The sequence below is a fragment of the Marinifilum sp. RC60d5 genome (assembly GCF_052400665.1).
In the GTDB taxonomy this organism is placed as follows: Bacteria; Bacteroidota; Bacteroidia; order Bacteroidales; family Marinifilaceae; genus JBQTGK01.
The window spans coordinates 74348-100059 of record NZ_JBQTGK010000004.1 but is presented as its reverse complement, the minus strand read 5'-3'; the positions used below and the strand labels follow the sequence as shown (position 1 = coordinate 100059).

The window sequence follows — 25712 nt, the reverse complement described above, 5'->3', positions numbered from 1 at the left end:
CCATAATGAAGACAGTTTCTATATTGTATTATTGCAGGTACTACTACTCTACAATGCTTTTTCTAATTTTACCAACGCTTGTAATGATTTCATTTAACTGATCTTCAGTCATTGTACCATCTACAATTTTATCATAGCTAGTTTTCAACTCTGTAAAATCAGAAATTAAAGCTGCAATATTTTCATCTTGTTTTTCCGGCTCAAGTACTTTAAGCAATCTTTCTAAAGATTCTTTTTGGTCGAATATAACCTTAACAATCTCAGGGTTTGCATACGTATTCTCAGAAATATGAGTTGCTACATACAAACCTTCAATGAAACTACCACTTACAACAAGAAGAGATAAATTTGCTTTTCCATTCTTGTTTAAAAACTCATAAGTATCATAAAAAGAGTTTGTGATAACTTTTACCAATTGATCTTTATCGTCCAGATTTTTTTCGACATCCTCAACTAAAGTACTATTAAAAGCACTGGTAATTTCTAAATTATCGATTAATGATTTAGAAGCTTTTAAAAACAACATGGTTTCCTGTTTGCGATTATAAGTACTTGCGTAACTTAAATCGGCACTGTACACACCCAAATTTAAAGCTCTGGCTTTTTCTGTAAAATATTTGTCTGCTTTCTCTACAGAATTAGATAAACCTAAAATATAATCTGCACCAATTCTATTCAACATTGAAGCCAACTCGAATGAGCTTGGTAATGGATATACCACATCTTTAACTTCGTTTTCAATAGCCTTCTTAAGCAGTGGCTTTACTGTTTGTCCATCTTTCTTTTTATCAACTGGTTTACAAGCAACAAAGCCTATAGCAAGCGCAAAAAGAATAAGGGTATAACGAGAAATTGTACGTCTTTTCATAGTTTAAAAAATTTATTATTGATCGGATTCAATTTATTCAAGTTTAAATTTAACAAAAAGAGAATAAACTCAAGCATTATTTTACCAATATATTCGGCAGCAATCTAACTTAACAATTTACTTTTGAACATAGATTGCTATATTATATTTAAAGTTGTAATAAATTTAAAATTACAAATACTTTAATACCGCCTTATTATCAGAATATAAAAAAAAAGCCGACACCTAATTCGACCCTTTTTAAAACACAAACTTGATTATAAATTATACTGGATGAATTCTTTGAAAGAATCCTTGTTTGTAATTATTCCCGATTGGAATAGTTCCCTTTTCGGTATGTACCATATTTCCTTCTATCGATTTTATTCTGGACAAAGATACTATATACGACTTGTGAATTCTGTAAAACTTTTGTGATGGCAAAAGCTTCTCTATTCCTTTTAGCGATTGATAAGTTACAATATGTCCTTCATTGGTAAAAATTTTCACATAATCACCCAGGGCCTCAACATATAAAATAGAATCCAAATTAATATTGATGGTCTTTTTATTCGCTTTCACAAAAATATACTCAAGTTCCTCCTTTGTATCTTCCTGGGTATCGGCAGTAACTTTCACCTTACTTTCAGCCTTTTGAACAGCTTGTAAAAATCTTTCAAAAGAAAATGGTTTTTTAAGATAATCTAAAACACTTAACTCATAACTCTCCAATGCATATTCGGTATAAGCCGTTGTTATAATAACCATTGGTGGATTTTTATACGATCTTAAAAAGTTAATTCCACTTAATCGGGGCATATTAATATCCAAAAATATCAAATCAATTGTTTCATTCTGCAATATTTCCATTGCCTCAATGGCATCGCTACATTTTCCTTTCAGATCTAAAATTGAAAGCTCAGAAATATATTTCTCCAACACTCTCTGTGCTAAGGGTTCATCATCTACAATTAAGCATTTTAACTTCATAAGAATCATTTTAATTATTCTGCTTTTATTTAGATAAATCAATTTTAAGAATCACGGTAAACAAACTACCCTTCTCCTGTATATCTAAACTATGTTTTTCGGGATATAACAACTCTAAACGGCGACTAACATTCATAATTCCGATTCCCTTACTCTCACCTTTTTCATTAGGCCAACTTTTATCGAACCTATTTTCTATTAACAATTCCATTTTGTTGGCTTCTTCAAAATTAAAGAGAATATTCACAAATCCATTATTATTCTTCCCATAAGCTCCGTGCTTAAAAGCATTTTCGATTAAAGGTTCGAATAAAAGAGGTGCTATTTTATTTTGGGCAGTATTCCCTTTCACTTCAATTTTTACTGGAATTGCCTCATCCAACCTAATTTTTTGCAAATCAAGATAGTTACGAATAAAATCCAGCTCTTTCTCCAATAACACATATCTATCATTGCATTCATACAGAATATACCTCATCATATCAGATAACTTAAGCACTAAATCAGGAGCTTTATCCGATTTATCGAGAGTAAGCGAATATAAATTATTTAATGTATTAAATAAAAAATGAGGATTTATTTGAGATTTTAAAGCTTTCAATTCGGCTTCAAGCTTCTCTCTCTCAATATCCTTTAGCTGGGTAGATATTTTTTGCAAAACAAACCATTCCCGCATAAGCGAAAGAAAAGTTGTAATTCCAACATATATCAAGGTAAAAAATGCAAAATTAACCCACACAACAAAAGTTAATTCTTCGAAAAATTTCTCGCCCTGCACAAAATTACTTAACGGATAAACCAATAAAAAATCGATAATAAAAGCAGCTAAAGAAACAATGCCCAACAAAGAAATCACATATAGAAAAAACCTTTGCCTTTTAAACAAATATGGCAATAAAACCAACAAATTAAAATATACAGCAAAAGCAAAACACAGATTAAAAACAAGAGTCATTAATACCGGTTCAATTTTTAAAATATTCTTAAAATTACTTGCCACAAACATGGTAAATAACCAAAATGTAAATGCAACAAGCCAAAAAATTATATGATAAACAATCCGATTACGGGATATGGATTTTATAGTAGTCATAAATTAGTTCTCTGAATAATTCAATTTTTAAGATATAAAAGAAAACTTTTCTCGTGAAAATTATTCGTTATGAATTGGCAAAATCATGATAAAAAGGCATTATTATCCGATATCTTATTAACCTTTGGCTATGATAATTTTGATTATATTTCGCTTGATTGTATTTTTACAAAGAACTAAAATGCTTAAATATGTTTACAAAAGATATATTGTTTTGGAATGTTGATACTCAAATAGATTTTATGAGAAGCCAGGGTAAATTATATGCTATCGGAGCCGAAGAAATTGAAACAAACCTAAAGCAATTAACAAATTTTGCAAAAGAAAATAACATAAGAGTTGTAAATACAGCAGATTATCATTTTGCCGATTCACAAGAATTATCCGACAAACCAGATTTTGTAAACACATTTCCAGAGCATTGCATGGCCAACACAAATGGTGCAGATTTTATTGCCGCCACAAAACCTTCTGAATATGCCGAAGCACATTGGAACAAAACATACAGCAAGAACGAAATTTCCAATATTATATCCAATAGAAACATTGTAATTCGGAAAGATGCTTTTGATGTATTTGAAGGAAACTTAAACACAGAAAACATATTACAAGCTTTAAACTCTAATAAAGTTTTTGTTTATGGCGTAACAACCAATGTTTGTGTCGATTGCGCAGCAATTGGATTGGCAAAACGAAATTACGAAGTTTATGTTATCGAAGATGCCATAAAGGAACTTCCGAATATTCCTTTACCCTTCGAAAAATGGGATAAATTAGGTGTTAAACGAATTAAAATTACAGATTTAGAAAAGCATCTTGCTTAAACAGAAAACCACGCCTTAACCTGAGCAATTTTCTCATCAAGCGGCATATATCCATCTAACCATTTAATATCACTGCCGCTTCTTTCCATTTTTCTAAACCAGGTCATTTGTCGTTTTGCAAACTGATGAATTGCAATTTCCAAACCCGAAAACATTTCATCGTAGGTAATTTGCCCTGTAACATATTGGGTTAAAAACTTATACTCTAATCCGTAGTAAATTAAATTTTCGGCCGAAACACCCGACTTTAAAAGCCCCTGCACCTCTTCAATCATTCCTTCTTTCAGGCGCTGCTTTAAACGCAAACTAATTCTATCACGTCGACTTTCTCTATCAAATTTTATACCAACCAATAATGGATTCATACTAGGATACTCCATATCAATTTCTGGATTGGCAGCATAATATCTTTCAATTTCTATGGCTCGTATGGCTCGCTTTTTTGTTTCCAAATCGCTGGTATTGTGAACCTCTTTATATGAACGAAGAATTGCCTCTAATTCTGACATTTCCTTTTTTTCCATTTCTAGCCTAAAGGCCTCATCTTTAGGAACAGCAATAAGCTTATATCCTTTTAAAACAGCTTCGAGATACATTCCTGTTCCCCCACAAACAACCGGCATTTTTTTTCGTGCTGATATGTCTTCAAAGGCCTTTACAAAATCGCGCTGAAACTCAAAAACATTATACTTATAACCTGCCTCTGCAATATCAATCAAATGGTAAGGAATTGGCATACCATCCACAACATATTCTTCAATATCTTTGCCTGTTCCCAAATCCATACCTTTATAAATCTGACGTGAATCGGCACTTATTATTTCACCATCGAATTCTTTCGCCAAATTAACTGCCAGACTTGTTTTTCCGGTAGCTGTAGCTCCTAAAACAACCAATAAATTGTATTGCATTTTTATATTTTTTTATATGTTTGCAAGAAGCAGACAATTACTATTTTTTTAATCGGAGAATGCCAGCTTTATAATAATACTGCTCTGCAAAACCTCAATCGACAAAATTACTTTAAGTTTTTTGAATTCAAACTTTCAATTTTAAAAAGCTTGCTTAATTTTGATATACCAAACAAGATAAAACAAAAATGAATTACAATTCAAAAAATCTTCTGAGCTCTTTTTTTCGACTTCGAAATTTACTCCTTACTCCAAAAAGTGAATGGGAAAGAATTGCACATGAAAAATTAAGACCTGAAAAATTATTTTTGAACTTTGCTTTTCCTGTAATTGCAATATCTTCAATAATATCTGCAGTAGGCATATTCATTCACACTCATGATATTGTGAGTACTTTATCTCGTTTTTTTGTTGAATTTTTATCTTTAAACATAGGTTTATTCGTAGCAGCAAGAATTATCATTCTACTCACTCCGAATTTTCAGCTAAAAATTGCATCTGGAATTATTTTTAAACTGGTTTTATATAGTGCTTCTGTTTTTTGTATTTTTCATGGATTGGCAAATTTATTCTCACCCTATTCATTTCTAAATCAAATTTGTCTGCTTTCCGAACTTTACTTTATACGTATTTTATGGCTAGGCACAACTCCGTTGTTACCAATTGCCGATAACAAAAGACCAGGCTTTACATTTACTGCCAGTTTGCTTATTCTAGCACTTCCTCTTATCTTCGAAAGAATGTTTTCCATTCTTTTCTAGCTAGAGGTAACAATTTAAATATTAAATTTGCAGGGAAATTAAGATACTACAATGCAAAAAATCAACATAAAAAATAAGCGAGCCAGTTTTGAATATGAATTTATCGAGAAATTCATAGCTGGAATTCAATTGTTCGGTACCGAGATAAAATCAATTCGTACTGGTAAAGCCAGTTTAGTTGACGCATTTTGCAGTTTCACAAAAGATGAACTGTATGTTATTGGCATGCACATTTCCGAATATAAATTTGGCTCTTACTACAATCATGAAGAAAAAAGAGAAAGAAAACTTTTATTAAACCGCAAAGAATTAAATAAACTTGATAGAAAAACGAAAGAATCGGGTTTAACCATTATTCCATTACGCATTTTTATTAATGATAAAGGTTTCGCAAAAATGGAAATTGCACTTTGTCGAGGTAAAAAACACTACGACAAAAGAGAAAGTTTAAAGCAACGCGATCACAAAAGAGAGATAGATCGTATGATGAAGAGATAGTTAGCTTAAACGACTAAAATTTCCTTAAAAATATTACCTCAGTAGCTTTAAATTCTCCATTTTTTTATTCTATATTTGCAGCCCGTTTCGGAAAAAACGGGCCTTCCTATCAAATAAGGTTTTAAACAGTTAATTAACAAGTTATCAACAATGTTGACAATTTGTTAATAAGTTTTAAGTACCCTATATTTAGTGAATCACAAGTGTTAATAACTAAAAAATCCCATTCCTGCCAGATGAGTTATCAACAGCAGTAACAGGACTAAATATCAACAGCTAAAAAGTTATTAACAGCTAATAATCAAAAGCACTACCTCCTAAAAATTCTCTCATAAGTGATGTAGGAGGAATTTCATCATCAGAAATAGGCGAAAAGTAACTGAAAAACTTTAATAAGCGATTTGCCTCGGCATATTCAGGACAATTGGGTTGTACTTCTTTTAATATTGGTTCGGCATATCTTTTTAGCACACCCAACTCGTAGGGCAATGCTGAATTAAACATTACATCTGCTTCTTCCTGATATGGAAAAATATTTTTCAGCTCTCCTCTGCGAACGCTAGGCCATCTATTAATTGTATCAAGAGCACTATAGTTTCGATATTTATAATCGCGAACAATTCGTCTTATTAATCGATTATCGGTAGATGGTATTCGATTATGACCATCAATAGAAATTGATGTTAAAGCAGAAATATAAATCCTGAATTTTGCCTCATCGGCAATTAAAGGTGTAAGTTCAGGATTTAAGGCATGAATTCCTTCAACCACAAGAACTTGCTTATCATTAATCTTCATTTTTTCACCATCGAAATATCGTGCACCTGTTTCGAATGAGAATTTTGGCAATTCGATTTCTTTTCCAGCTAGAAGATCTACCAAATTCTCATTAAACAATTTTACATCCAGGGCTTTTAAATCCTCAAAATCGTAATCTCCGTTCTCATCAACAGGTGTATGTTCGCGATTTACAAAATAATTATCGAGTGAAAGATTTACAGGTTTTAAACCTGCAACTTTTAGCTGAATAGCCAAACGTTTGCCGAATGTTGTTTTTCCGGAAGAAGAAGGTCCCGAAATTAATATTAGCCTAATGTGCTTTTTTCTTTTTCGAACCTTATCGGCTATTTGCGATATTTTTTTCTCGTGCAAAGCTTCCGAAATCTTAATTAACTCAGAAATATTATTTTGGGCTACATAATTATTTAAATCGCCAATATTAGAAATGTTAAGAACTTTACCCCAACGCTTAAATTCACTAAACACTTTCAGCATTTTTTCTTGCGTTACCAATTCTTCCACTTCCGAAGGCTCATTCCTTTTTGGACTCATTAATAACATTCCACGATAAAAATGCACCAAATCAAAAACCTCCAACACTCCTGTTGAAGGCACTAAGAATCCATAAAAATAATCGGCATTACCATCTAAATGATAGACTGATGTATATAAATTTCCACGAGTTCTGAACAAACTTGTTTTCTCACGAAGACCCTGACTTTCAAAAATCTTAATAGCCTCTTCTGTTTCAATTTCTTCCCGAACAAATGGCATGTCTGCAGCAATAATTTCCTGCATTCGAATTTTAATTCTGGCAACATCATCTTTGCTAAGAATAATATTTTTATCTGTTAACCGACAATACAAACCATTAGAAACAGAATGTTCCAAACGAAATCCTGCTCCTGGGTATAAATCACTTACCGCTTTATATAAAACAAAAGAAAGCGATCGAATATACATTCGTCGGCCCGCAGAATTAGTAAGATCAATAAAACGAATATTTTTGGGTTTATATATTTCGTAGGTAAGTTCTTTAAGCTTGTTATTTACCATTGCTCCCAAAACTTTACCTTTTAAGTTTGGCTTAACATCCTTTAAAATATCCTGAAGGTCCGTACCAACGGCATAAGATCTTTTTTCTTTAAGATCTTCAAAATAAATATCAACTAATTTTCCCATTAATCGCAAATTTAAGCGCTTCCCGTTAATTCGGGAGATCTTTCTAAAGATAATAATTATGCTTTATCCTTCTCCGCTTAACGGGTTAAATTTTGTTAATCAAAAATGAGCAAAAATAAAATCCCCTTACGGGAATTTTATTTTTTATTTGAGCTCTTCTTTCAAAAATTTTGCGGTAAAAGAATCTTTGCATTCAACAAGTTCTTCAGGAGTTCCCGAGAAAATAATTTCTCCACCATTCCGGCCTCCTTCTTTTCCTATATCTATAACATAATCAGCTACCTTTATCACATCCAGATTATGCTCAATTACAATAACAGTATTTCCTTTATCTACCAACCTGTTTAAAACCTCCAGGAGCACTCTTATATCTTCAAAATGCAAACCTGTTGTAGGTTCATCGAGAATATACATGGTTTTCCCTGTATCTCTTTTTGCCAATTCGGTAGCCAGTTTCACCCTCTGCGATTCTCCACCCGACAAAGTTGTAGAAGGCTGACCTAAGGTAATGTAACCCAAGCCAACATCTTGCAGAACTTTCAATTTCGTAAGGATAGAAGGTATATTTTCAAAAAAATCAACAGCTTGATTTATGGTCATTCCCAAAACATCGCCAATTGATTTTCCTTTGTAACGAACCTCAAGAGTTTCCCGGTTGTAACGCTTTCCATTGCATACATCACAAGGCACATAAACATCGGGCAAAAAATTCATTTCGATAGAACGAATTCCTGCCCCCTGACAAGTTTCACACCTACCTCCTTTTACATTAAAAGAAAATCGCCCCGCTTTATAACCTCTTATTTGCGACTCCGGTAATTTTTCGTATAATTTTCTTATGTCACCAAAAACATTGGTATAAGTAGCAGGATTCGATCTTGGTGTTTTTCCTAAAGGTGCTTGATTTACTTCAACTACCTTATCGATATTTTTTATTCCTTTTAATTTTTTATAGGGCAAAGGCTCTTTAACCGAACGATAAAAATGCTGCGACAAAATTGGCTGAAGCGTTCCATTAATAAGGCTCGACTTACCGCTTCCTGAAACTCCACTTACACAAATAAATTTCCCTAATGGAAAAGTAACATTAACATTTTTAAGATTATTACCTGTACAACCTATTAATTCTACATTTGTTCCTTTTCCTTTTCGTCTTTCTTTCGGAACTTCAATTTTTCGCTCGCCATTCAGGTATTGTGCCGTTAAGCTTTTTCCTTTTTCAATTTCTTCAGGATTTCCGGCCACAACAACTTCACCACCATGTTTTCCAGCAAAAGGCCCCATATCAACCACAAAATCGGCCGATTTAATCATATCTTTATCATGTTCAACCACAATAACCGAGTTACCTGAATCGCGAAGTTGCTGCAGTGAGTAAATTAATCGTTCATTATCACGCTGATGCAAGCCTATGCTGGGTTCATCAAGAATATAGAGAACATTAACCAACTGCGAACCAATTTGCGTTGCCAAACGAATTCGTTGAGATTCTCCTCCCGATAAAGTGACCGAACTTCTGTTTAAAGATAAATATTCTAATCCTACATCAAGCAAAAAACCAAGACGCGAACGTATCTCTTTTAAAATTTCGCTTGCAATTTTTTTCTGTTTATCATTTAAGTGCTGTTCTAAATCCTGAAACCATTCTGCCAACAAGCTTAAATCCATTGCAGCTAATTCGGCAATATTTTTATCGTGAATACGAAAAAACAGAGCTTCCTTTTTTAAACGCTGACCACCACAAATTTCACAATCCATTGTTTTAACGAATTGTTCGGCCCATTTTTTTGCTTTTTTAGAAGTCGTATTACTCTCCTGATTTGAAATGTATTTTATAACTCCATCGAAACTCAAAAAATAATTTGATGATGCTCCCAATGGAGTATTCTCTAATTTAAATGTCTCGCTTGATCCATGCAAAATAATACTTAAGGCCTCCTCTGGAATTTCATCTATTGGAGTCGTCATATCGAAATCATACTTTCTTCCGATTGCCTCTAATTGCCAAAAAATCAAACTATTTTTATGCTTTCCAAGAGGTACAATGCCACCTTCTTTAATGCTCAATTTTTGATCTGGAATAATTTTATCCATATCAATAGCACTAATTCTTCCAAGACCTTTACACTTAGGACAAGCTCCGTGCGGAGAATTAAATGAAAAACTGTGCGGTGCTGGTGTATTGTATGAAATTCCGGTACTTGGACACATCAGCAAACGACTGTAATATTTCACCTCATCAGTATCCTTATCCATAATCATGGTTATTCCCTTACCATGTTTCATTGCAGTTTGCACCGACTCTTTCAGTCGTTTATCTCCAACTTCCTCTACAACAAGTTTATCAATTAATATTTCTATATCATGATTTTTATACCTGTCTACCTTAAAGCCATGGAGAAGTTCAACAATTTCCCCATCAACACGAGCATATAAGAAACCTTTTCTTCGAATCTGTTCAAATAAATCTTTATAATGACCTTTTCGACCTTTTACAACTGGTGCAAGAATCAAAATTCTTTTTTCACTAAACTTCTCATGAATCAGACTAATGATTTGCTCATCGGTGTATTTCACCATTTTCTCACCCGTTTCGTAAGAATATGCAATACCAGCCCGAGCATATAAAAGTCGAAGAAAATCATACAATTCGGTAATGGTACCAACTGTTGAACGGGGGTTTTTGTTCGTAGTTTTTTGCTCAATAGAAATCACAGGACTTAAGCCTGTAATCTTGTCCACATCAGGACGCTCCATTCCTCCCAAAAACTGTCTTGCATAAGCAGAAAATGTTTCGATATACCTGCGTTGCCCTTCTGCATAAATTGTATCAAAAGCAAGTGATGATTTTCCACTACCACTTAATCCGGTTATAACCGATAATTGGTTTCTGGGAATACTTATATCAATATTCTTTAGGTTGTGAACACGTGCACCAAAAACTTCAATGCTTCCGTTTTCAAGCAGTTCAACTTCCTCTCTATTTTTTTTATCTATGGAACTCAAATTCTAATCTCCTTTTTGCAATTCCGACAATTTACTTCACAGAAAGAGAATCGTCAGACTTTTTATAATCAGAAAGTGCAAAATTAATATATCCTTTGGCAGGAAGTGTAATTTCATACTCTTTTTTATACTTATTCGTAAGATAAGCCTTTCTCAACCAAGGATTAAAATACTTTAAAATCTTATAATTCACGCCATTTTCTTTTGCAAACACGGCAAAATCTTTAACTGGAGTTTTTATTTTTATTTTTCGGGTAGGAATTCGCTCATACAAATCTGACTCTCTGTACTTAAATCCATATTGACTTGCATTTTCAATTATCATTTTAATTGCCACAATACGATAAACATACCTGCCCGTTTCTTCTCCTAATAATAAATCGTAATAATTTCCTGCATCCTGAAGTTTTAGCTGTTTATCTATAAATCTTCGTCCTGCATTATAGGAAGCGGCAACCAAAGTCCAACTACCATATTTTTCGTACGATTGTTTTAAATATTTACACGCCGCAACAGTCGATTTCTCTATATTGTATCTTTCATCTACCTCCGATGAAACTTCCAACTTATAATCTTTCGCCGTACCGCTCATAAATTGCCAGATACCAACAGCACCTGCCGGAGATTTAATGGTAGGAACCAATCCACTTTCGATTAATGCCAGATATTTAAAATCATCGGGAATACCATTTTCTTTTAAAATTGGTTCTATAATTGGAAAATACCGATTCGATCGCTTTAAAAACAATAATGTTTGCGACTGCCAATAGGTATTCACCAATAGCTCTCTATCGAGAGATTCCTTAACATCCCACCGTTGTAGAGGAATACTTTCTCCTCCAAACTCTATACTCTCGGGAGTTTTTAGTGCATAAACATTATAGCGACTCATGTATTCACTATTCGCAGGATCTTTTTTATGATCGGTAACTGTTGAATAATTAAACAACTGAGCCGTAAAATAAACTCCACCCAAAACAACAATTAAAACAATTAACTTTTTTAAAATATTATATATCGTCACGCTTGTATTTTTTTATGATTCTCAAAAGTATATGATTCTACTGTATTTTGGGAATAAAAGTTTTCTTTTTACATCTCTTTACGAGATAAAAATTCATCATTTTATAAATATTATCTCTGTACACTCAAAAACAATTCTAAAAACCTTATAAAAATTAGCAGTAATTCGTTATAAAATAAAGCAACAAAACCAAATGTTCTTCGTTAAATGATTATATTAAGCCTGACCAGTCTTTAACTTTAACCTATGAAAAACCGCATCCTGCTTATTCTTATAGTTGGTACATGCTTTTTTTATGCATGCGACAGTGAAACAACTGCGGATTTTCCTACACAAATAATTCAGGATTCACACATTTCGGATTCCATTTTTAACATTTTACTAGATGATGCCAAACTTATTTGTATGGATTACTATACCAATGAGGAAATGGTGGAAATACAGAATATTGAATTTAAAGAATCTCACATCGCTCCAATTTTAGCCGCCTTACAAATTGTTTATATTGATTCTGTGTCGTTTCCTGCATTGGCAATTAAAGAATATGATATTCACGCACTTTGTCATCAACAATTGTATCATTCTTCTATAGAGATAGACACCTCAAGTTTATATCTAAAAAACTGGAATCGGTATGGTTTCTCTGATCATCTGGAATTAGACCAAATAATCGATCGATTTGATTTAACATTAGATTCCATTTACAAAGAATACTATTCGGTTAATTCTCTTGATGGAATCAACCACTTAGCCCTGGCAAATCAGCTTAAAAAATTCTCATTTATTAAAAATGCAGAATCATCGAACTGTATCGGCGACGGATCGCATATTGAAATATTATTTTTCGAAGCTGATTATATTCATCTTATTTACAGCTACGGCTGGGGCGATTGCTTATCGGGATGTATAAACCGGCATTATTGGGAGCTAGGTATACATGGTACTGGTTTGGTTGAAATTATTGATGAATCGGGAAAAGATCTTCCAAAAAAAGCATCACTTTAAAATGATGCTTTATACTCTTACAATTGATTAAAATAATCGACTAAAACCTGATGTGGAACCGATACGCATATCCTCGAATATTTTGAGGCATATTCCTTTTTATCACGTGTAAAATAACTCAACGAAACACTACCTATATGTGCATTAAATAACTGTTCTTCCGATTTATTTACAATTACAAAAATACCAATCGGTGTAGATTTTTTATAAAATTCATCAGCCAAAAAACCTCTATTTTTAAGGTATTCGATATTCTTACAGATACCTTCAGCTGTTTTACTTTTAAAATCATTCATCACTTTTTGTCCTTTCTCAGAACTTAAAAGTTGAGCAACCAATAATTGTGAAAATGCATTTATTCCATTCGTTGCATACATCAAACGAATGCCTAATTCATCCATAAATTCCTGATCGCAACTGTGAATAAACCCTAATCTTTGCCCACTTAAGCCAAGCGACTTACTAAAACTTTCAACAATAATTACATTTCTAAAATCGCATATTTTATGAAAAAACTCATCTTCGGATCCGCAAAAAATTCTTCGGTAAGGACAATCAATAATAACAATTGCTCCAATATTATTAAGAACTGTAATTGTCTTTAATAATTCCTCGTCAGTTTGTTTATCGCCAATTGGATTGTTAGGATCACAAATTACAACTGCCGAATTTTTATACTTCGTACTATTTTTCTGCAGTTCACTTAAACTTGTATAGTTCTGTGATTCAACATTACGAATTTTCATAACTTGCAAATAAGATCCCCAATAAAAATCAGGCAAACAAATTTTCTCTACATTAATGGTCTGAAAAACCAAATCGAGAGCAGACATTCCACCTCCACAAATTGCAATATTCTCTTGCAAAGATTTATCTGCAAAATAATGTTTGTTAATTGCTTCTCGAAGTTCTGGTCTACCCATTGCCGGAGGATAAACCTGCATTTCGTTGGTATTAAAATCCATTTCTGAAACCACCGAATTTAAATCAATATTACAAACAGAATTAACGCCTCGGTTTAGCAATAAAAAATCCTGATTTGTTTCCTTACTTATTTTTCTAATTCGCTCGCCAATTCCAACTATAGCTGAATATTTAGCACCACTTTTATTAATTTTCATGTTTATTTTTAAGTTTTTGCTAATTAAGTTAGCTTAATTCATAATCGCAAATTTATTCCTCTGCTATAAAGACTCTACAAATTTTTTATAAATTCACTCTTTCTCAAAATATAAACAAATGAAACACAATTTCGACGAAATAATTGAACGTAAAAATACCAATTCGATAAAATACGATAAACTAACACAGTACTTTGGAAAAGAGAATCTACTTCCTTTATGGGTTGCGGATACTGATTTCAAAGTTCCAACATGTATTTCCGAGGCTATAATAAAGCGTGCAAAACACGAAATTTACGGCTATTCATACCGAAGTGAAGAATGCATAAGAAGTGTCCAAAAATGGCTAAGTAAAAGACACCATTGGGAAGTAAAAGAAGAGTGGATTACTTCTAGTCCGGGAGTGGTAACCGCTCTCACTCTAATTCTTATGAGCCTAACCGAAAAAGGAGATAAAATTGCGGTTCAAGCTCCTGTTTATCATCCATTTTTTCATGTTGTTAATGATACAGAAAGAACTCTGGTTCACAATCCATTAATTAAAACAAAAAATAGCTATGAAATGGATTTTGAGCAATTGGAACAACTTGCTAAAGAAGGATTAAAAGCTATCATAATTAGTAATCCACATAATCCCATAGGAAAAGTTTGGAAAGAAAAAGAACTACTTCGTCTTGGCGAAATTGCAAAAAAATATAATTTTCTGGTGATCTCTGATGAAATTCATCAGGATTTAATTTACAAAGCCTATAAGCACATTCCTTTAGCATCTTTATCGGAAGATTTAGCACAGCGAACAATTACCTGTATTGCACCATCTAAGACCTTTAATGTTGCAGGTCTGGCAAGTTCGGTAATTATTATTCCTAATGTAGAACTGAAAAAAAACTATGACAAACTTTTATCAGCAATGCACCTGGGTTCTGGAAATATTTTTGGACATATTGCCATGCAGGCAGGTTATGAACATGGAGAAGAATGGCTCGAACAATTAATAGATTATCTACAGAATAATGTAAATTTTGTGCGAGAATATCTAAGCAAAAATATTCCAAACATTAAATTGATTGAACCCGAAGCTACCTATCTGCTATGGTTAGATTGCAGAGAATTAGGATTATCATCGGATAAATTAAATCAGTTATTTATTGATACCGCTGAAGTTGCCTTAAACAACGGAAAAACTTTTGGTAAAGAAGGCGAGGGTTTCATGAGGTTAAACATTGGATGTCCGATATCTGTTTTAGAAAAAGGATTGAACAAAATTAAAACAGCTGTTAACTCGCTAAAAAAATAGTCTTAAAAACAACACAACAACAATTTAAACAAAACCATTTGATTTGTTCTCAAAGCTCACCATTTGAAATGGTGGGCTTTGAACCTTTTAAGTTCAAAAAGCCGGTTACTAATTCTGCTTTGTTCCCAAGTTTATTTCCTGTATTTTCACGACCTTAATAAATCACACTATGCACTGGAAAAAACCCTGGTTTCAATTCTCAATTTTACTACTTCTTGCCCTTGTATGGGGCAGTTCTTTTATTCTAATGAAAATTGGCTTAAAGAGTTTTACAAGTGAACAAGCTGCTGGCATTCGAATGCTAACGGCCTCTGCAGTTCTGTTGCCCTATTCTTTAAAAAATTTAAAATTTCTACAACGAAAAGATCTCGTAAGTCTGTTAATTGCAGGTTTTATCGGAAGCTTTATTCCTGCATTTTTATTTACCAAAGCACAAACTCAAATCGACAGTGCTTTAGCAGGAATGCTAAACTCCATGACACCTATATTTACCTTGGTAATTGGAATGATTTTCTACAAAACAAAAATGAAATGGCTACAAGTAACTGGTTTATTATTAGGGTTTTTTGGCACTATTGGCTTAATTACTTCTGGCCAAGATCTATCCTTCGGAAAAATCAATAGCTACGCCTTACTTATTGTACTGGCAACTGTTTTTTATGGAATAAATATTAATGTGGTAAAAGCTCGTTTATCGCACTTAAGTGGAGTTCAAATTACTTCGCTGGCTTTCTTTTTTACAGGACCAGCAGCATTAATTTATCTGGCTACAACCAATTTCGAACCTGTTTTACTATCAGTAAACTGGCCCATTCATTTTCTGGCACTTTCTACCTTAGGAATAATAGGAACTGCACTGGCAATGCTGCTTATGAATAGTTTAATTCGTCATTCTTCGGCGGTTTATGCCTCATCTGTGACCTATATTATTCCAGTATTTGCAATTTTTTGGGGTGTACTCGATGGGGAAAAAATAAATATTCTGCACATTACCTGTATGGTATTAATTCTTTTGGGTGTTTATCTGATTAATCGAAAAAAGAAAACTAAAAAGGCTTAATCTAAATTTAATTTCAGACTAATTCTCACTTTTGAAGATACCGCTTTGCCTCCCGATTCAGCTGGATACCAATTGCCCGACTCTAAAAGCAAACGTTCAATTTCCTTCTTTAAAATAGTATCTGGATTACCTTTAAATTTAATGTTATTTAAGACTCCATAAGCTTCCACAACAAAAGTAAATTTTATTTTATACACACCCTTTAAATGCTCAAATTTAGTAGCTTCTAGTTCTTTAACAAGATAATCTTCGAATCTGGAAATAGAAGCAAACTGATTTGGCTTTGCCTTTTCCCATGAAGTAGTACGATGCTCATTTTTACTTTCACCAATGCCATTCCCAACAACCACAAGCTCATCCATGCTTTGCTGACTGGTTTCAAGAATAACCAACAAAGAAGAATCAGCTTGTGCGTTAACTTCTTTCGACTCGAAACCAATAAAAGAAGCCACCAATTTATAATCTCGATTCGTATCTAATGCACTTAATTTAAATTGCCCATCTAAATCGGTAACACCCCCCTTCGCTGTTCCTTTCACCACTATGCTTACCCCAGGAATTGGAATCTCGTTCTCATCAACCACTTTCCCATATATTACATTTCTATCTTGTACTACACTTTTGGGAATAGCTTTTTCTGCAGATTTAAATTTTCCAGCCTCCTGAACTAGCACACCTGCAACTTGTCCCTCCAATGCTCTCTTTGCATTTTCTGCAGACAGATCATCATTTTTATCAGAAACTTTACTTGCAACAACTACCTGTTCAACAGGGGCAATAAGCTCAAGTTGTTTACTTTTGACTAAAGGACTAATTTCATCTTCCACCTCTTCATTCTCACTCACCACCATCAATTCTTCTTCCTTATTCTCATCGGCATCCGAAATTTCAATTTCCAAATCTTCAACAAGCCGATCCATTATATCAATAGATTCCGAATCTTGCTTTGTTATTTCTGGTTCAGGAATTGTTTTTTCAACTTTCGGCGCCAATTCTTCCATTTGAGCACCAATTAATTCATCTTGCATGGAATATTGGTTCAAATAATAAAGCATAGAGCCCAATCCAAGCACTATTATAAGACTAGCTGCATAAGGAAGCCAAACTAGCATTCTTGGCTTCTTTTCTTTGGTTCGCTTTTGAAGAAGCTTATCCAATTCAGCCATATCGTTTTCAAAGTCCGCAACATCCAATTTCGATAAGCCATCATAAGCTTCACTCTCAAAAGAATCTTGCATGATTTTTTTTTCAAAGGCATGCTTTTCCTTATTCCCCAACTTATTGCCAAAGTAGTCTAAAAAGTTACGATATGTCAATCGGTCTTTAAACTTCATATTCTTTTTGTAATTGCTCCAAACAAATTTTCAGGTTACGCTTTCCATTTTGAATGTAGCTTTTTACTTTTTTCTCTGCTATTTCTAATTCTTCAGCTATTTCTTTATATCCTTTTTCCTGATAATAGAATAGCTGAACGCAATCCTTTTGCTCCTGTTTTAATCGCTGAATACAATGTTTTAAATTTTCTTGTAATAAATAATCCTGATCCTCATCTATAGGATGCAACAAATCGGCAGATTCCATATTTTGCTCTACAGAAAATTTTTCAAATCTATTTTTATTTGCCTTTTCTTTTCGAATTTCCATTAAACAGAAATTCTTAGTTACCACAAACAACCATGACTTAAAGTTCAGTATCTCAAATTTAGGGATTTCAATTATCAAACGTTCAAAAATCTGCGTAACAGCATCTTTTGCTTCTTCTCTATTTTTTAAATATTTCAATGCTACACCATATACCAAATGCATATAACGTCCAAAAAGTTCTCCCAGAACATCCAGATCAGCATCTGCCAAATAATTCAACAGCAACTGTTGATCATCCTTATTTTTTAGATTTTTTTTTGATCGGAACATTTAGAAGATTCGCTTGATAAACAAAGACTTTACATCTGCTAGTTAACAAAAAAGAAAAAAAGATGAAAATTTTTTATGGAATTTGTTTTGTCCTTGCATCCTACAGGTAAATACAAACAAATTAATAAGAACTAAAACAGATATATCATGAAAACAAAAGCATTACTTTTAAGCATTGCAGGCATACTTATTGGGTATAATTTATTCGCAAACATCATCTCCGGAACTGTTTATGATGAAAGTAAAATGCCAATACCCGGTGTAAGTATTGTTGTTAAAGGAACAACGAACGGAGTTGTTACAGATTACAATGGGCAATACAGTATAGCAACCAATAAAGGAGACGAATTGGTTTACTCTTACATTGGTATGCTTCCACAAAAAATAAAAGTCAAAAATCAATCCACTATTAATGTAATTCTAAAATCAGATCAAATTGGCATGGATGAAGTTGTAGTCGTTGGATACGGAAGAAAGCATAAAAGAGTAAAAAAGAATAAATCTGTAGCCTCTCATCTTCAAGGACAAGCAGCTGGCGTTTATGCAATACAAGATTGCGACATGGAAATGGAATTTAATGAATGTATCTCTTATCCAATAAATGAAAGTTTTAACACAGAAGGATATTCCACTATCCGTGAAAATGGTTATAAAAGTGCTGTTAAAAGTCCATTGTCAACTTTCTCTATTGATGTAGATGCTGCATCCTACAGTAATGTTCGTCGTTTTTTAAGCGATGGAAAAAAACCTCCAATTGATGCTGTTCGAATTGAAGAAATGATCAACTACTTTAATTACGATTACAAACAGCCGGATGGTGATCATCCATTTTCTATCAATCATGAGGTGGCCGAATGTCCCTGGAATTCGGAAAACCTATTGCTCCACATTGGGCTTCAAGGGAAAAAGGTTTTAAATGAAAATTTACCTGCTTCGAACCTGGTTTTTCTTTTGGATGTATCCGGATCGATGGACGCCTCGAACAAATTGCCTTTACTAAAAAAAGCTTTTAAATTATTGGTAAATCAATTGCGTGCAGATGATAAAGTCGCCATAGTAGTTTATGCAGGCAACTCTGGATTGGTACTTCCATCTACATCAGGAACTAAAAAAAAGGACATTTTAGAAGCTTTAAACAGATTAAATGCCGGCGGATCTACAGCTGGGACGTCAGGATTAAAACTGGCCTATAAAGTAGCAAGAGAAAATTTTATTGATGGCGGAAACAATCGAATTATCATGGCCACCGATGGCGACTTTAATGTAGGACAATCGAGCAATGCCGAATTAGAAAGGATTATTGAAAAGGAACGCGAGCACGGTACTTTTATATCGGTACTTGGATTTGGAATGGGAAATTACAAAGACGATAAAATGGAAATTATTGCTGACAAAGGAAATGGAAACTATGCTTACATTGACAACATTCTGGAAGCGAAAAAAGTTCTTGTTAATGAATTTGGCGGTACTTTGTTTACCATAGCCAAAGATGTGAAAATTCAAATCGAATTCAATCCAGCAATAGTTGCCGAGTACCGTTTAATTGGATATGAAAACAGGATGTTGGCAAACGAAGATTTTACCGATGATAAAAAAGATGCCGGAGAATTGGGATCGGGCCATAGTGTAACGGCAATTTATGAAGTAAAACTGAACAAAGACAGTAGTAAACAAAATCAGGAATTAAAATATCAGAATACCCATTTAAATACGAAAGCCAATACTAAGGATGAAATTGCTAGTGTAAAATTTCGTTACAAGAAACCTGATGGCAACAAAAGTACACTTTTAGAAGAAGTAATTTGGAATCAATTAATAACTAAAAATGAATTGTCGAACAACTACAAGTTTTCTGCAGCAGTTGCAGGTTTTGGTCTATTACTTAGAGAATCTAAATTTAAAGGAAACTGCTCTTACGATATGCTGATTAACCTGGCACAAGAATCGAAAGGAAAAGATAAAGAAGGATACCGGAGTGAATTTATACGACTAATGAAACTAGCTAAACACTTATAATACAAACAGAACGAACACTTTTACGAGTGTTCGTTTTCTATTTAATTCATGTTTAGTTTATTGCCACAATTATTTTTAAATTTGCCACATTCAAAGTTTAAACAAATAAGACCGATGTTTTTAAAAAAATTAGATCAGCACTTACTTGAAGCCCTGGAAGAAGCCGGCTTCGAAACTCCAACAACAGTTCAAAAATCGAGCATCTCTAAAATTAAAAGTGGTGTAGATTTAATTGTTAGAGCCGATGAAAACAGTGGCCGTTCTAATACAATTATAATTAGTGTAATTCAGCAGCTTAAATCTGAATTTGAAGACGTTCCCCGAGCCATTATTGTTGTGGCCGACAGAGAGAAAGCAATTGCCATGAAAGAGCAGTTTCTGATCCTAAGCAAAAATACTGATCTACGTATTTTTAGCGAAGGCGATGCAGGTAATCTTCATGATTTACGTGATAAAGTTTATGCCGGATCGGATGTGGTAATCGCCACAGCTAAAAAGTTTAATGAGTTATATTCTAATAGTGGCATAAACCTTAACAGTCTAAAAATGTTTATTGTTGATGATGCCGAAATGATTATGAGAGATCAGATTCTTTCAGAAATCAATCGTCTGGCGCCATATATTCCTAAATCTCAAAGAATTGTTTTTTGCAGCCGCATTACAAAGCAAATGGAAAACTTTAGCGAAGATTACATGAACTTTCCAACTATTATCGACATTAAAGAATAACAAAAAAGCCTCCGAAATTTCGGAGGCTAATTTTTAATTTGTTTATTGTTATTTCTTTAAGAAGGCTTTAAACATCCAGTTCATTTTTTCCAGATAAGAAACGTAAGCTGGCAGCATATCCAGTGTTCCCTCATCATCATTTTCGTTTGCTACAGCGATTACCTCTTTCACTTTTCCGATGATAATATCATGAGCCAAAATAATTTGTTCTACCATTTCGTTACCTGAGCAATTTGAATGAGCCTCAGCAATACTCGAAATTGCCACATAATCTGAAAAATTACCTAAAGGATGCCCATCTAAAGTTAAAATACGCTCTGCAATTTCATCGACTTTCTCGCTGGCATCATTATACAACTCTTCAAATTTAGTATGCAATTGAAAAAATGCATTTCCCTGAACATTCCAATGAAAGTTTCTTAAATTTTGATAATACAATTGATAATTTGCTAATAAAATCTGCAATTGTTCAATTTCTCTTTCCTTAACTGTTAACTCTAAAGTGTCCTGATTACTTTTTACGTTTTTCATGATATTTGTTTTTTAAAATTGATTTCTTATTTCTTTCTGATACAAATATCGATAAGTAAGATATAACTTTATTTATAAGTATATAAGTTTTCCTTATACATGGAGTTTGAAACATTCCTCCTCAAAGCAAAAAAAAGAACCTCATAAATGAGATTCTTTTTATTAATATTTTTATCGAAGCAATTAGAACATATAATCCCAAACCGGTAATTCAATAGCCTTGGTTTTAAATGCCTTCTTCGCTTTTTCATCTAAATATTTCTTGTTAATAACAAGTCTAAACATATAAGCATCAAACCAATCGTCGGTAAAGGTAATATATCCATTATGTCCTGATGCACTTCCCCATGAATTTTCAAATTCCCATTTTACAGGTACTTGGTTTTCATCAACATCAACACCAATAAGAGTCATTGCATGAGAAGAACCAGACTGACGAGTCAATATTCGAGCCTTTTTATCCATATCGAATTCGACACCAAATAAAGAAGCATAATCGTATGTATTTACATCCATAACACCAGCTTTACGGTTGTGTTGTTTTCCCACATCACAAGATGCATACATTGCTTCATTATTCTTAATAGAAGCCAAAGCAAATTTCTTAATATCCTCGTTAGGTAAATTCAAATACGTCCAGTTAATTCCTTCCGAAACATTTCTATAGTTCTTAATATCATAGACTTTGTAGTATTCGCGTGTAGGATCGTTCATAATCATTACCATCTCAACATCGGCAAAGCCAGGAGCAATTTCTTCTAAAAATTGTAATGGAGTATAACTTTTGTTTTCACTGATTGTTCCTTCAGCATCTTTAAATCTCCACTCGAATTTTACAGGAGGCTCACCTAAACTTAAAGCCAACATTCTATATACCGATTTTAATGCATCAACTTTAGCAACTTCCATTTGTTTAGCAGAAGCTTTTTTAGCTGCCATTTCGCGAAGCTTGTATCCCTCGCCTCTTAATTTTACATTAAGCAAACTACCAATTTCACGTGTTTTATTACTCACCTTCGTTTCGGGCATAATTTCGGCAGGTACAACTCCATATTTCTTGGCAACATTATAAAACGAGTTCCAAACACCACCATCGTTCACTGGCGATTTGAAATAAGTTACCACTTCACGATCGTCCATATCACGATCTGCTGTAGCAATAATATTCTCCAGAAAAAGGTTCGATTTTTCGAACATATCCCAGAAATAGTTATAGTTATGAGAAAAATCAAATGCATTTAAATTAAACTTATCCATCACCTTTGGACGAATTGTATTCATGGAAGTAAACATCCAGCATCTGCCCGAGCTTTCCTGATCGGTAATTCCACTCACATCCACACGATACTTAAAGTAATGATCGATTTTACCAATTTTTTCTCTATTAAGAGATAATTCTCTGATGCTCTCGGTATTTGTAATTGCATTTTGAATCGCCTTTGTTGATGCATCTAATGTAAAACTTGAACGAATTTCGTTTAATGTCTTAGCATCAACCGATCCTGAATTTTGAGCTTTTGAAACTCCTGTTAATGCCAGCAGCATTGCAGGAACCAGTAATAACTTTCTCATCTGTATTGTTTTATTTTAGTAGGTTGTTATTTGTACACACAAACTTATAAATTATTGGCAGAAACAAAAGAGTTATTGGCGTCTTAATAATTTAAAATATCAACAAAAAAACCCGAGGTAAAACCTCGGGCTATCTAATTCCCTTTCAGGAATATTTTTTCATGTTTACAATCTACATTTTTCCTGTATGGAAAGTGCAGCTCGAAACTTACAACTTTAAATATGAATCACCTCATCGTAGGCAGCTGCGGCAGCTTCCATAACTGCCTCAGACATGGTTGGATGTGGATGGATTGCTTTTATTAACTCATGACCTGTAGTTTCCAGTTTTCGAGCTGTAACCAATTCTGCAATCATTTCGGTTACATTTGCACCAATCATGTGTGCACCAAGTAACTCGCCATATTTAGCATCGAAAATTAATTTCACGAAACCTTCGTTTGCTCCAGCAGCACTAGCTTTACCAGAAGCTGTAAACGGAAACTTACCAATCTTAACTTCATGTCCCGCTTCTTTAGCAGCTTTCTCAGTCATTCCCATAGAAGCAACCTCCGGAGTTGTATAGGTACAACCTGGTATTGTAGTATAGTCGATAGGTTCCACATTCATTCCTGCAATTTTCTCGACACAGCAAATCCCTTCGGCCGAAGCCACGTGAGCTAAAGCAGGCCCTTTTACAATATCACCAATTGCATAAACTCCTTCAACATTGGTACGATAATAATCGTCTACCACAATTCTACCATTCTCGGTAGCAACTGCCTGCTCTTCGAGTCCAATTCCCTCAGTATTAGGAGCAATACCAACCGCCGAAAGGACAATTTCACATTCGTGAACTTCCATTTCTCCTTTCTTGTTCTTGATATTTACTTTAAGATTACCTTCTTCCCCTTCTACCGATTCAACTGTAGATTGAGTCATCACTTTCACCTTACTCTTCTTAAAGGAGCGTCCCATTTGCTTAGAAACTTCCTCATCTTCTACAGGAAGGATATTAGGCATAAACTCAACCAAGGTTACTTTTGTTCCCATTGTAGAATAGAAATACGCAAACTCAGATCCAATCGCACCAGATCCTACCACAATCATCGATTTAGGTAATTTCTCAAGCGTTAAAGCTTTTCTGTAGCCAATAATTCTCTTTCCATCTTGCGGAAGATTAGGTAACTCACGAGAACGTGCACCTGTTGCAAGAATAATATGCTTTGCTTCGTAGGTAGTTTTACTTCCATCTTCAGCACTTACTTCAACCGATTTATTTCCAGCTAACTTACCAAAACCATTAATTATTTCTACTTTATTTTTTTTAAACAGATATTGAATTCCATTGCTCATTTTTTCAGCAACACCTCTGCTTCGGGCAACTACTTTTTCAAAATCAGGTTTAACCTCTCCATCAACTACAAGGCCGTAATCGCCAGCATGTTTCATGCTTTCGAAAACCTGAGCCGATTTTAGTAAAGATTTAGTTGGTATACATCCCCAGTTTAAGCAAATACCACCCAATTCTGATCGTTCAACTACTGCTACTTTCATTCCTAATTGTGAAGCACGAATGGCAGCAACATATCCACCCGGACCACTTCCAACTACTATTAAATCGTAAGTCATTTTTATTTTGTTGTTTATGTTAGTACAATTTTTATTTACTAATATATATAAATCAATGCTTTAAGAGATCATTAATTTTAATTATTCTGATATCATTTTTTGTTTTGCATACTTTTTTCTTTTTAGTACGATTGCAACAAGATGTAATAATTTTGCAATTACAAATAAAACTACAAACGAAAATATAATGGTTGCTCCCGAGGGTGCATTTATTTTGTAAGCTACTAATAAGCCCATAAATGAACCTAAAATACCAAAACCAATCGATCCAAATATCATTTTCTTGAAATTGTTAGTAAACATATTAGCAATAGTTTGCGGTATGGTTAAAAACGAAATAACCAGGATTATTCCCACAACACGAATGTTTAAAACAATTGCTAAAGCTACCAAAGCAATCATTAGATAATTTAAAAAATGAACTGGTGTATTCTGTGTTTTTGCAAATTTTTCGTCGAAAGCAACAAACAGAATTGCTTTAAATAAAAGTAAAAATATTACAATTGTAAGCACACAAAGTGCTAATAATAAATACAAATCTAAAGCTCCAACAGTAAGAATATTACCAAACAAAAAACTCATTAAATTAGGAGCATAACCCGGAGTCATAAAAATAAATATAATTCCCAATGCCATTCCAAATGCCCATAAAATTCCAATTACTGAATCTTGTCTCACATCGGTTTTTTTCGATAACCATTCAATTCCCAATGCCGACATCACACCAAAAACCACAGCTCCTAAAATCGGATTTAATCCTAAAAACCAAGCTATTCCTATTCCTCCAAAAGAAGCGTGAGTAATACCTCCACTAATAAAAACAATTCTTCGGGCAACAACATAGGAACCTATAATTCCACAGGAAATACTAGCCAATAAAGCAGCTGCAATCGCTTTTAAAAAAAACTGATAATTAAATAATTCAAACAATTCATTCATA

At 33.6% G+C, this 25712-nt stretch carries 22 protein-coding genes; 8 read left to right on the top strand and 14 right to left on the bottom strand.

Annotated elements, in window-relative coordinates; genetic code table 11:
- Positions 1-43 precede the first annotated feature (43 nt).
- The 3 genes from ACT3CE_RS10650 to ACT3CE_RS10640 form a co-directional block, all read right to left on the bottom strand.
- The gene (locus ACT3CE_RS10650) at positions 44-868 is read right to left on the bottom strand and encodes a hypothetical protein (protein WP_444709762.1); all 825 of its coding nucleotides are present in this window, start codon (positions 866-868) and stop codon (positions 44-46) included.
- 264 nt (positions 869-1132) lie between these two features.
- Positions 1133-1837 carry a LytR/AlgR family response regulator transcription factor gene (locus tag ACT3CE_RS10645; RefSeq protein WP_444709761.1) on the bottom strand — a complete coding sequence of 235 codons (705 nt, stop codon included), beginning with the start codon at positions 1835-1837 and terminating at the stop codon, positions 1133-1135.
- A gap of 25 nt (positions 1838-1862) precedes the next feature.
- A complete protein-coding gene (locus ACT3CE_RS10640; protein ID WP_444709760.1) occupies positions 1863-2930 on the bottom strand; it encodes a sensor histidine kinase in 1068 nt (355 codons plus the stop codon).
- A 191-nt stretch (positions 2931-3121) separates the two neighbouring features.
- On the opposite strand from ACT3CE_RS10640, the gene ACT3CE_RS10635 reads away from it, so the two are divergent.
- Positions 3122-3754, top strand: a complete 633-nt coding sequence (locus tag ACT3CE_RS10635) for a cysteine hydrolase family protein (protein WP_444709759.1) — start codon at positions 3122-3124, stop codon at positions 3752-3754.
- Here the strand turns inward: ACT3CE_RS10635 and miaA are convergent.
- Positions 3751-4665 carry a tRNA (adenosine(37)-N6)-dimethylallyltransferase MiaA gene (gene miaA, locus ACT3CE_RS10630; RefSeq protein ID WP_444709758.1) on the bottom strand — a complete coding sequence of 305 codons (915 nt, stop codon included), beginning with the start codon at positions 4663-4665 and terminating at the stop codon, positions 3751-3753. The genes ACT3CE_RS10635 and miaA overlap by 4 nt on opposite strands.
- Before the next feature lie 188 nt (positions 4666-4853).
- Here miaA and ACT3CE_RS10625 point away from each other — a divergent pair, with 188 nt between their 5' ends.
- Positions 4854-5426 carry a hypothetical protein gene (locus ACT3CE_RS10625; protein ID WP_444709757.1) on the top strand — a complete coding sequence of 191 codons (573 nt, stop codon included), beginning with the start codon at positions 4854-4856 and terminating at the stop codon, positions 5424-5426.
- Positions 5427-5477: 51 nt separating this feature from the next.
- Positions 5478-5924 (top strand): SsrA-binding protein, encoded by a 447-nt coding sequence (gene smpB, locus ACT3CE_RS10620; protein WP_444709756.1) that lies wholly within the window; start codon positions 5478-5480, stop codon positions 5922-5924.
- Positions 5925-6218: 294 nt separating this feature from the next.
- Here smpB and ACT3CE_RS10615 read toward each other — a convergent pair whose 3' ends face one another.
- The 3 genes from ACT3CE_RS10615 to ACT3CE_RS10605 form a co-directional block, all read right to left on the bottom strand.
- Entirely contained in the window at positions 6219-7886 is a 1668-nt protein-coding gene (locus ACT3CE_RS10615; RefSeq protein WP_444709755.1) for a nucleoside kinase, read from the bottom strand.
- 144 nt (positions 7887-8030) lie between these two features.
- Positions 8031-10892 carry an excinuclease ABC subunit UvrA gene (gene uvrA, locus ACT3CE_RS10610; RefSeq protein ID WP_444709754.1) on the bottom strand — a complete coding sequence of 954 codons (2862 nt, stop codon included), beginning with the start codon at positions 10890-10892 and terminating at the stop codon, positions 8031-8033.
- A 31-nt stretch (positions 10893-10923) separates the two neighbouring features.
- Complete coding sequence (locus tag ACT3CE_RS10605; protein ID WP_444709753.1) at positions 10924-11916, bottom strand: lytic transglycosylase domain-containing protein; 993 nt, start codon at positions 11914-11916, stop codon at positions 10924-10926.
- Positions 11917-12162: 246 nt separating this feature from the next.
- On the opposite strand from ACT3CE_RS10605, the gene ACT3CE_RS10600 reads away from it, so the two are divergent.
- On the top strand, positions 12163-12921 hold the full coding sequence (locus tag ACT3CE_RS10600; RefSeq protein ID WP_444709752.1) for a hypothetical protein: 759 nt from the start codon (positions 12163-12165) through the stop codon (positions 12919-12921).
- Between the two features lie 17 nt (positions 12922-12938).
- Here ACT3CE_RS10600 and ACT3CE_RS10595 read toward each other — a convergent pair whose 3' ends face one another.
- A complete protein-coding gene (locus ACT3CE_RS10595) occupies positions 12939-14042 on the bottom strand; it encodes a pyridoxal phosphate-dependent aminotransferase (RefSeq protein ID WP_444709751.1) in 1104 nt (367 codons plus the stop codon).
- 118 nt (positions 14043-14160) lie between these two features.
- Here ACT3CE_RS10595 and ACT3CE_RS10590 point away from each other — a divergent pair, with 118 nt between their 5' ends.
- Entirely contained in the window at positions 14161-15339 is a 1179-nt protein-coding gene (locus tag ACT3CE_RS10590) for a MalY/PatB family protein (RefSeq protein WP_444709750.1), read from the top strand.
- 169 nt (positions 15340-15508) lie between these two features.
- Positions 15509-16399 carry a DMT family transporter gene (locus tag ACT3CE_RS10585; protein ID WP_444709749.1) on the top strand — a complete coding sequence of 297 codons (891 nt, stop codon included), beginning with the start codon at positions 15509-15511 and terminating at the stop codon, positions 16397-16399.
- Here the strand turns inward: ACT3CE_RS10585 and ACT3CE_RS10580 are convergent.
- Together ACT3CE_RS10580 and ACT3CE_RS10575 are read right to left on the bottom strand one after the other, a co-directional pair.
- Positions 16396-17733, bottom strand: a complete 1338-nt coding sequence (locus ACT3CE_RS10580) for a carboxypeptidase-like regulatory domain-containing protein (protein WP_444709748.1) — start codon at positions 17731-17733, stop codon at positions 16396-16398. The two genes, ACT3CE_RS10585 and ACT3CE_RS10580, sit on opposite strands and share 4 nt — an antisense overlap.
- Positions 17723-18313 (bottom strand): RNA polymerase sigma factor, encoded by a 591-nt coding sequence (locus tag ACT3CE_RS10575; protein ID WP_444709747.1) that lies wholly within the window; start codon positions 18311-18313, stop codon positions 17723-17725. The genes ACT3CE_RS10580 and ACT3CE_RS10575 overlap by 11 nt, the downstream gene beginning before the upstream one ends.
- A 147-nt stretch (positions 18314-18460) precedes the next feature.
- Here ACT3CE_RS10575 and ACT3CE_RS10570 point away from each other — a divergent pair, with 147 nt between their 5' ends.
- Complete coding sequence (locus tag ACT3CE_RS10570; RefSeq protein ID WP_444709746.1) at positions 18461-20329, top strand: YfbK domain-containing protein; 1869 nt, start codon at positions 18461-18463, stop codon at positions 20327-20329.
- Positions 20330-20443: 114 nt separating this feature from the next.
- Positions 20444-21058 (top strand): DEAD/DEAH box helicase, encoded by a 615-nt coding sequence (locus ACT3CE_RS10565; RefSeq protein WP_444709745.1) that lies wholly within the window; start codon positions 20444-20446, stop codon positions 21056-21058.
- Positions 21059-21106: 48 nt separating this feature from the next.
- Here ACT3CE_RS10565 and ACT3CE_RS10560 read toward each other — a convergent pair whose 3' ends face one another.
- The 4 genes from ACT3CE_RS10560 to ACT3CE_RS10545 all read right to left on the bottom strand — a co-directional run bounded on the left by ACT3CE_RS10560 (position 21107) and on the right by ACT3CE_RS10545 (position 25711).
- Positions 21107-21589 (bottom strand): Dps family protein, encoded by a 483-nt coding sequence (locus ACT3CE_RS10560; RefSeq protein ID WP_444709744.1) that lies wholly within the window; start codon positions 21587-21589, stop codon positions 21107-21109.
- Positions 21590-21772: 183 nt separating this feature from the next.
- Complete coding sequence (locus ACT3CE_RS10555; protein ID WP_444709743.1) at positions 21773-23161, bottom strand: aminopeptidase C; 1389 nt, start codon at positions 23159-23161, stop codon at positions 21773-21775.
- Positions 23162-23377: 216 nt separating this feature from the next.
- A complete protein-coding gene (gene lpdA, locus ACT3CE_RS10550; RefSeq protein WP_444709742.1) occupies positions 23378-24772 on the bottom strand; it encodes a dihydrolipoyl dehydrogenase in 1395 nt (464 codons plus the stop codon).
- Between the two features lie 81 nt (positions 24773-24853).
- On the bottom strand, positions 24854-25711 hold the full coding sequence (locus ACT3CE_RS10545; RefSeq protein WP_444709741.1) for a metal ABC transporter permease: 858 nt from the start codon (positions 25709-25711) through the stop codon (positions 24854-24856).
- Position 25712 lies beyond the last annotated feature (1 nt).

What these genes read in the sequence shown, in the direction of transcription:
- ACT3CE_RS10625 (WP_444709757.1), top strand. Translation starts at nt 4,854, where the DNA reads ATGAATTACAATTCAAAAAATCTTCTGAGCTCTTTTTTTCGACTTCGA.
- ACT3CE_RS10635 (WP_444709759.1), top strand. Translation starts at nt 3,122, where the DNA reads ATGTTTACAAAAGATATATTGTTTTGGAATGTTGATACTCAAATAGAT.
- smpB (WP_444709756.1), top strand. Translation starts at nt 5,478, where the DNA reads ATGCAAAAAATCAACATAAAAAATAAGCGAGCCAGTTTTGAATATGAA.
- ACT3CE_RS10615 (WP_444709755.1), bottom strand. Translation starts at nt 7,886, where the DNA reads ATGGGAAAATTAGTTGATATTTATTTTGAAGATCTTAAAGAAAAAAGA.
- miaA (WP_444709758.1), bottom strand. Translation starts at nt 4,665, where the DNA reads ATGCAATACAATTTATTGGTTGTTTTAGGAGCTACAGCTACCGGAAAA.
- ACT3CE_RS10580 (WP_444709748.1), bottom strand. Translation starts at nt 17,733, where the DNA reads ATGAAGTTTAAAGACCGATTGACATATCGTAACTTTTTAGACTACTTT.
- ACT3CE_RS10585 (WP_444709749.1), top strand. Translation starts at nt 15,509, where the DNA reads ATGCACTGGAAAAAACCCTGGTTTCAATTCTCAATTTTACTACTTCTT.
- ACT3CE_RS10645 (WP_444709761.1), bottom strand. Translation starts at nt 1,837, where the DNA reads ATGAAGTTAAAATGCTTAATTGTAGATGATGAACCCTTAGCACAGAGA.
- ACT3CE_RS10570 (WP_444709746.1), top strand. Translation starts at nt 18,461, where the DNA reads ATGAAAACAAAAGCATTACTTTTAAGCATTGCAGGCATACTTATTGGG.
- ACT3CE_RS10650 (WP_444709762.1), bottom strand. Translation starts at nt 868, where the DNA reads ATGAAAAGACGTACAATTTCTCGTTATACCCTTATTCTTTTTGCGCTT.
- ACT3CE_RS10560 (WP_444709744.1), bottom strand. Translation starts at nt 21,589, where the DNA reads ATGAAAAACGTAAAAAGTAATCAGGACACTTTAGAGTTAACAGTTAAG.
- ACT3CE_RS10565 (WP_444709745.1), top strand. Translation starts at nt 20,444, where the DNA reads ATGTTTTTAAAAAAATTAGATCAGCACTTACTTGAAGCCCTGGAAGAA.
- ACT3CE_RS10575 (WP_444709747.1), bottom strand. Translation starts at nt 18,313, where the DNA reads ATGTTCCGATCAAAAAAAAATCTAAAAAATAAGGATGATCAACAGTTG.
- ACT3CE_RS10600 (WP_444709752.1), top strand. Translation starts at nt 12,163, where the DNA reads ATGAAAAACCGCATCCTGCTTATTCTTATAGTTGGTACATGCTTTTTT.
- ACT3CE_RS10545 (WP_444709741.1), bottom strand. Translation starts at nt 25,711, where the DNA reads ATGAATGAATTGTTTGAATTATTTAATTATCAGTTTTTTTTAAAAGCG.
- ACT3CE_RS10595 (WP_444709751.1), bottom strand. Translation starts at nt 14,042, where the DNA reads ATGAAAATTAATAAAAGTGGTGCTAAATATTCAGCTATAGTTGGAATT.
- ACT3CE_RS10590 (WP_444709750.1), top strand. Translation starts at nt 14,161, where the DNA reads ATGAAACACAATTTCGACGAAATAATTGAACGTAAAAATACCAATTCG.
- ACT3CE_RS10555 (WP_444709743.1), bottom strand. Translation starts at nt 23,161, where the DNA reads ATGAGAAAGTTATTACTGGTTCCTGCAATGCTGCTGGCATTAACAGGA.
- ACT3CE_RS10640 (WP_444709760.1), bottom strand. Translation starts at nt 2,930, where the DNA reads ATGACTACTATAAAATCCATATCCCGTAATCGGATTGTTTATCATATA.
- lpdA (WP_444709742.1), bottom strand. Translation starts at nt 24,772, where the DNA reads ATGACTTACGATTTAATAGTAGTTGGAAGTGGTCCGGGTGGATATGTT.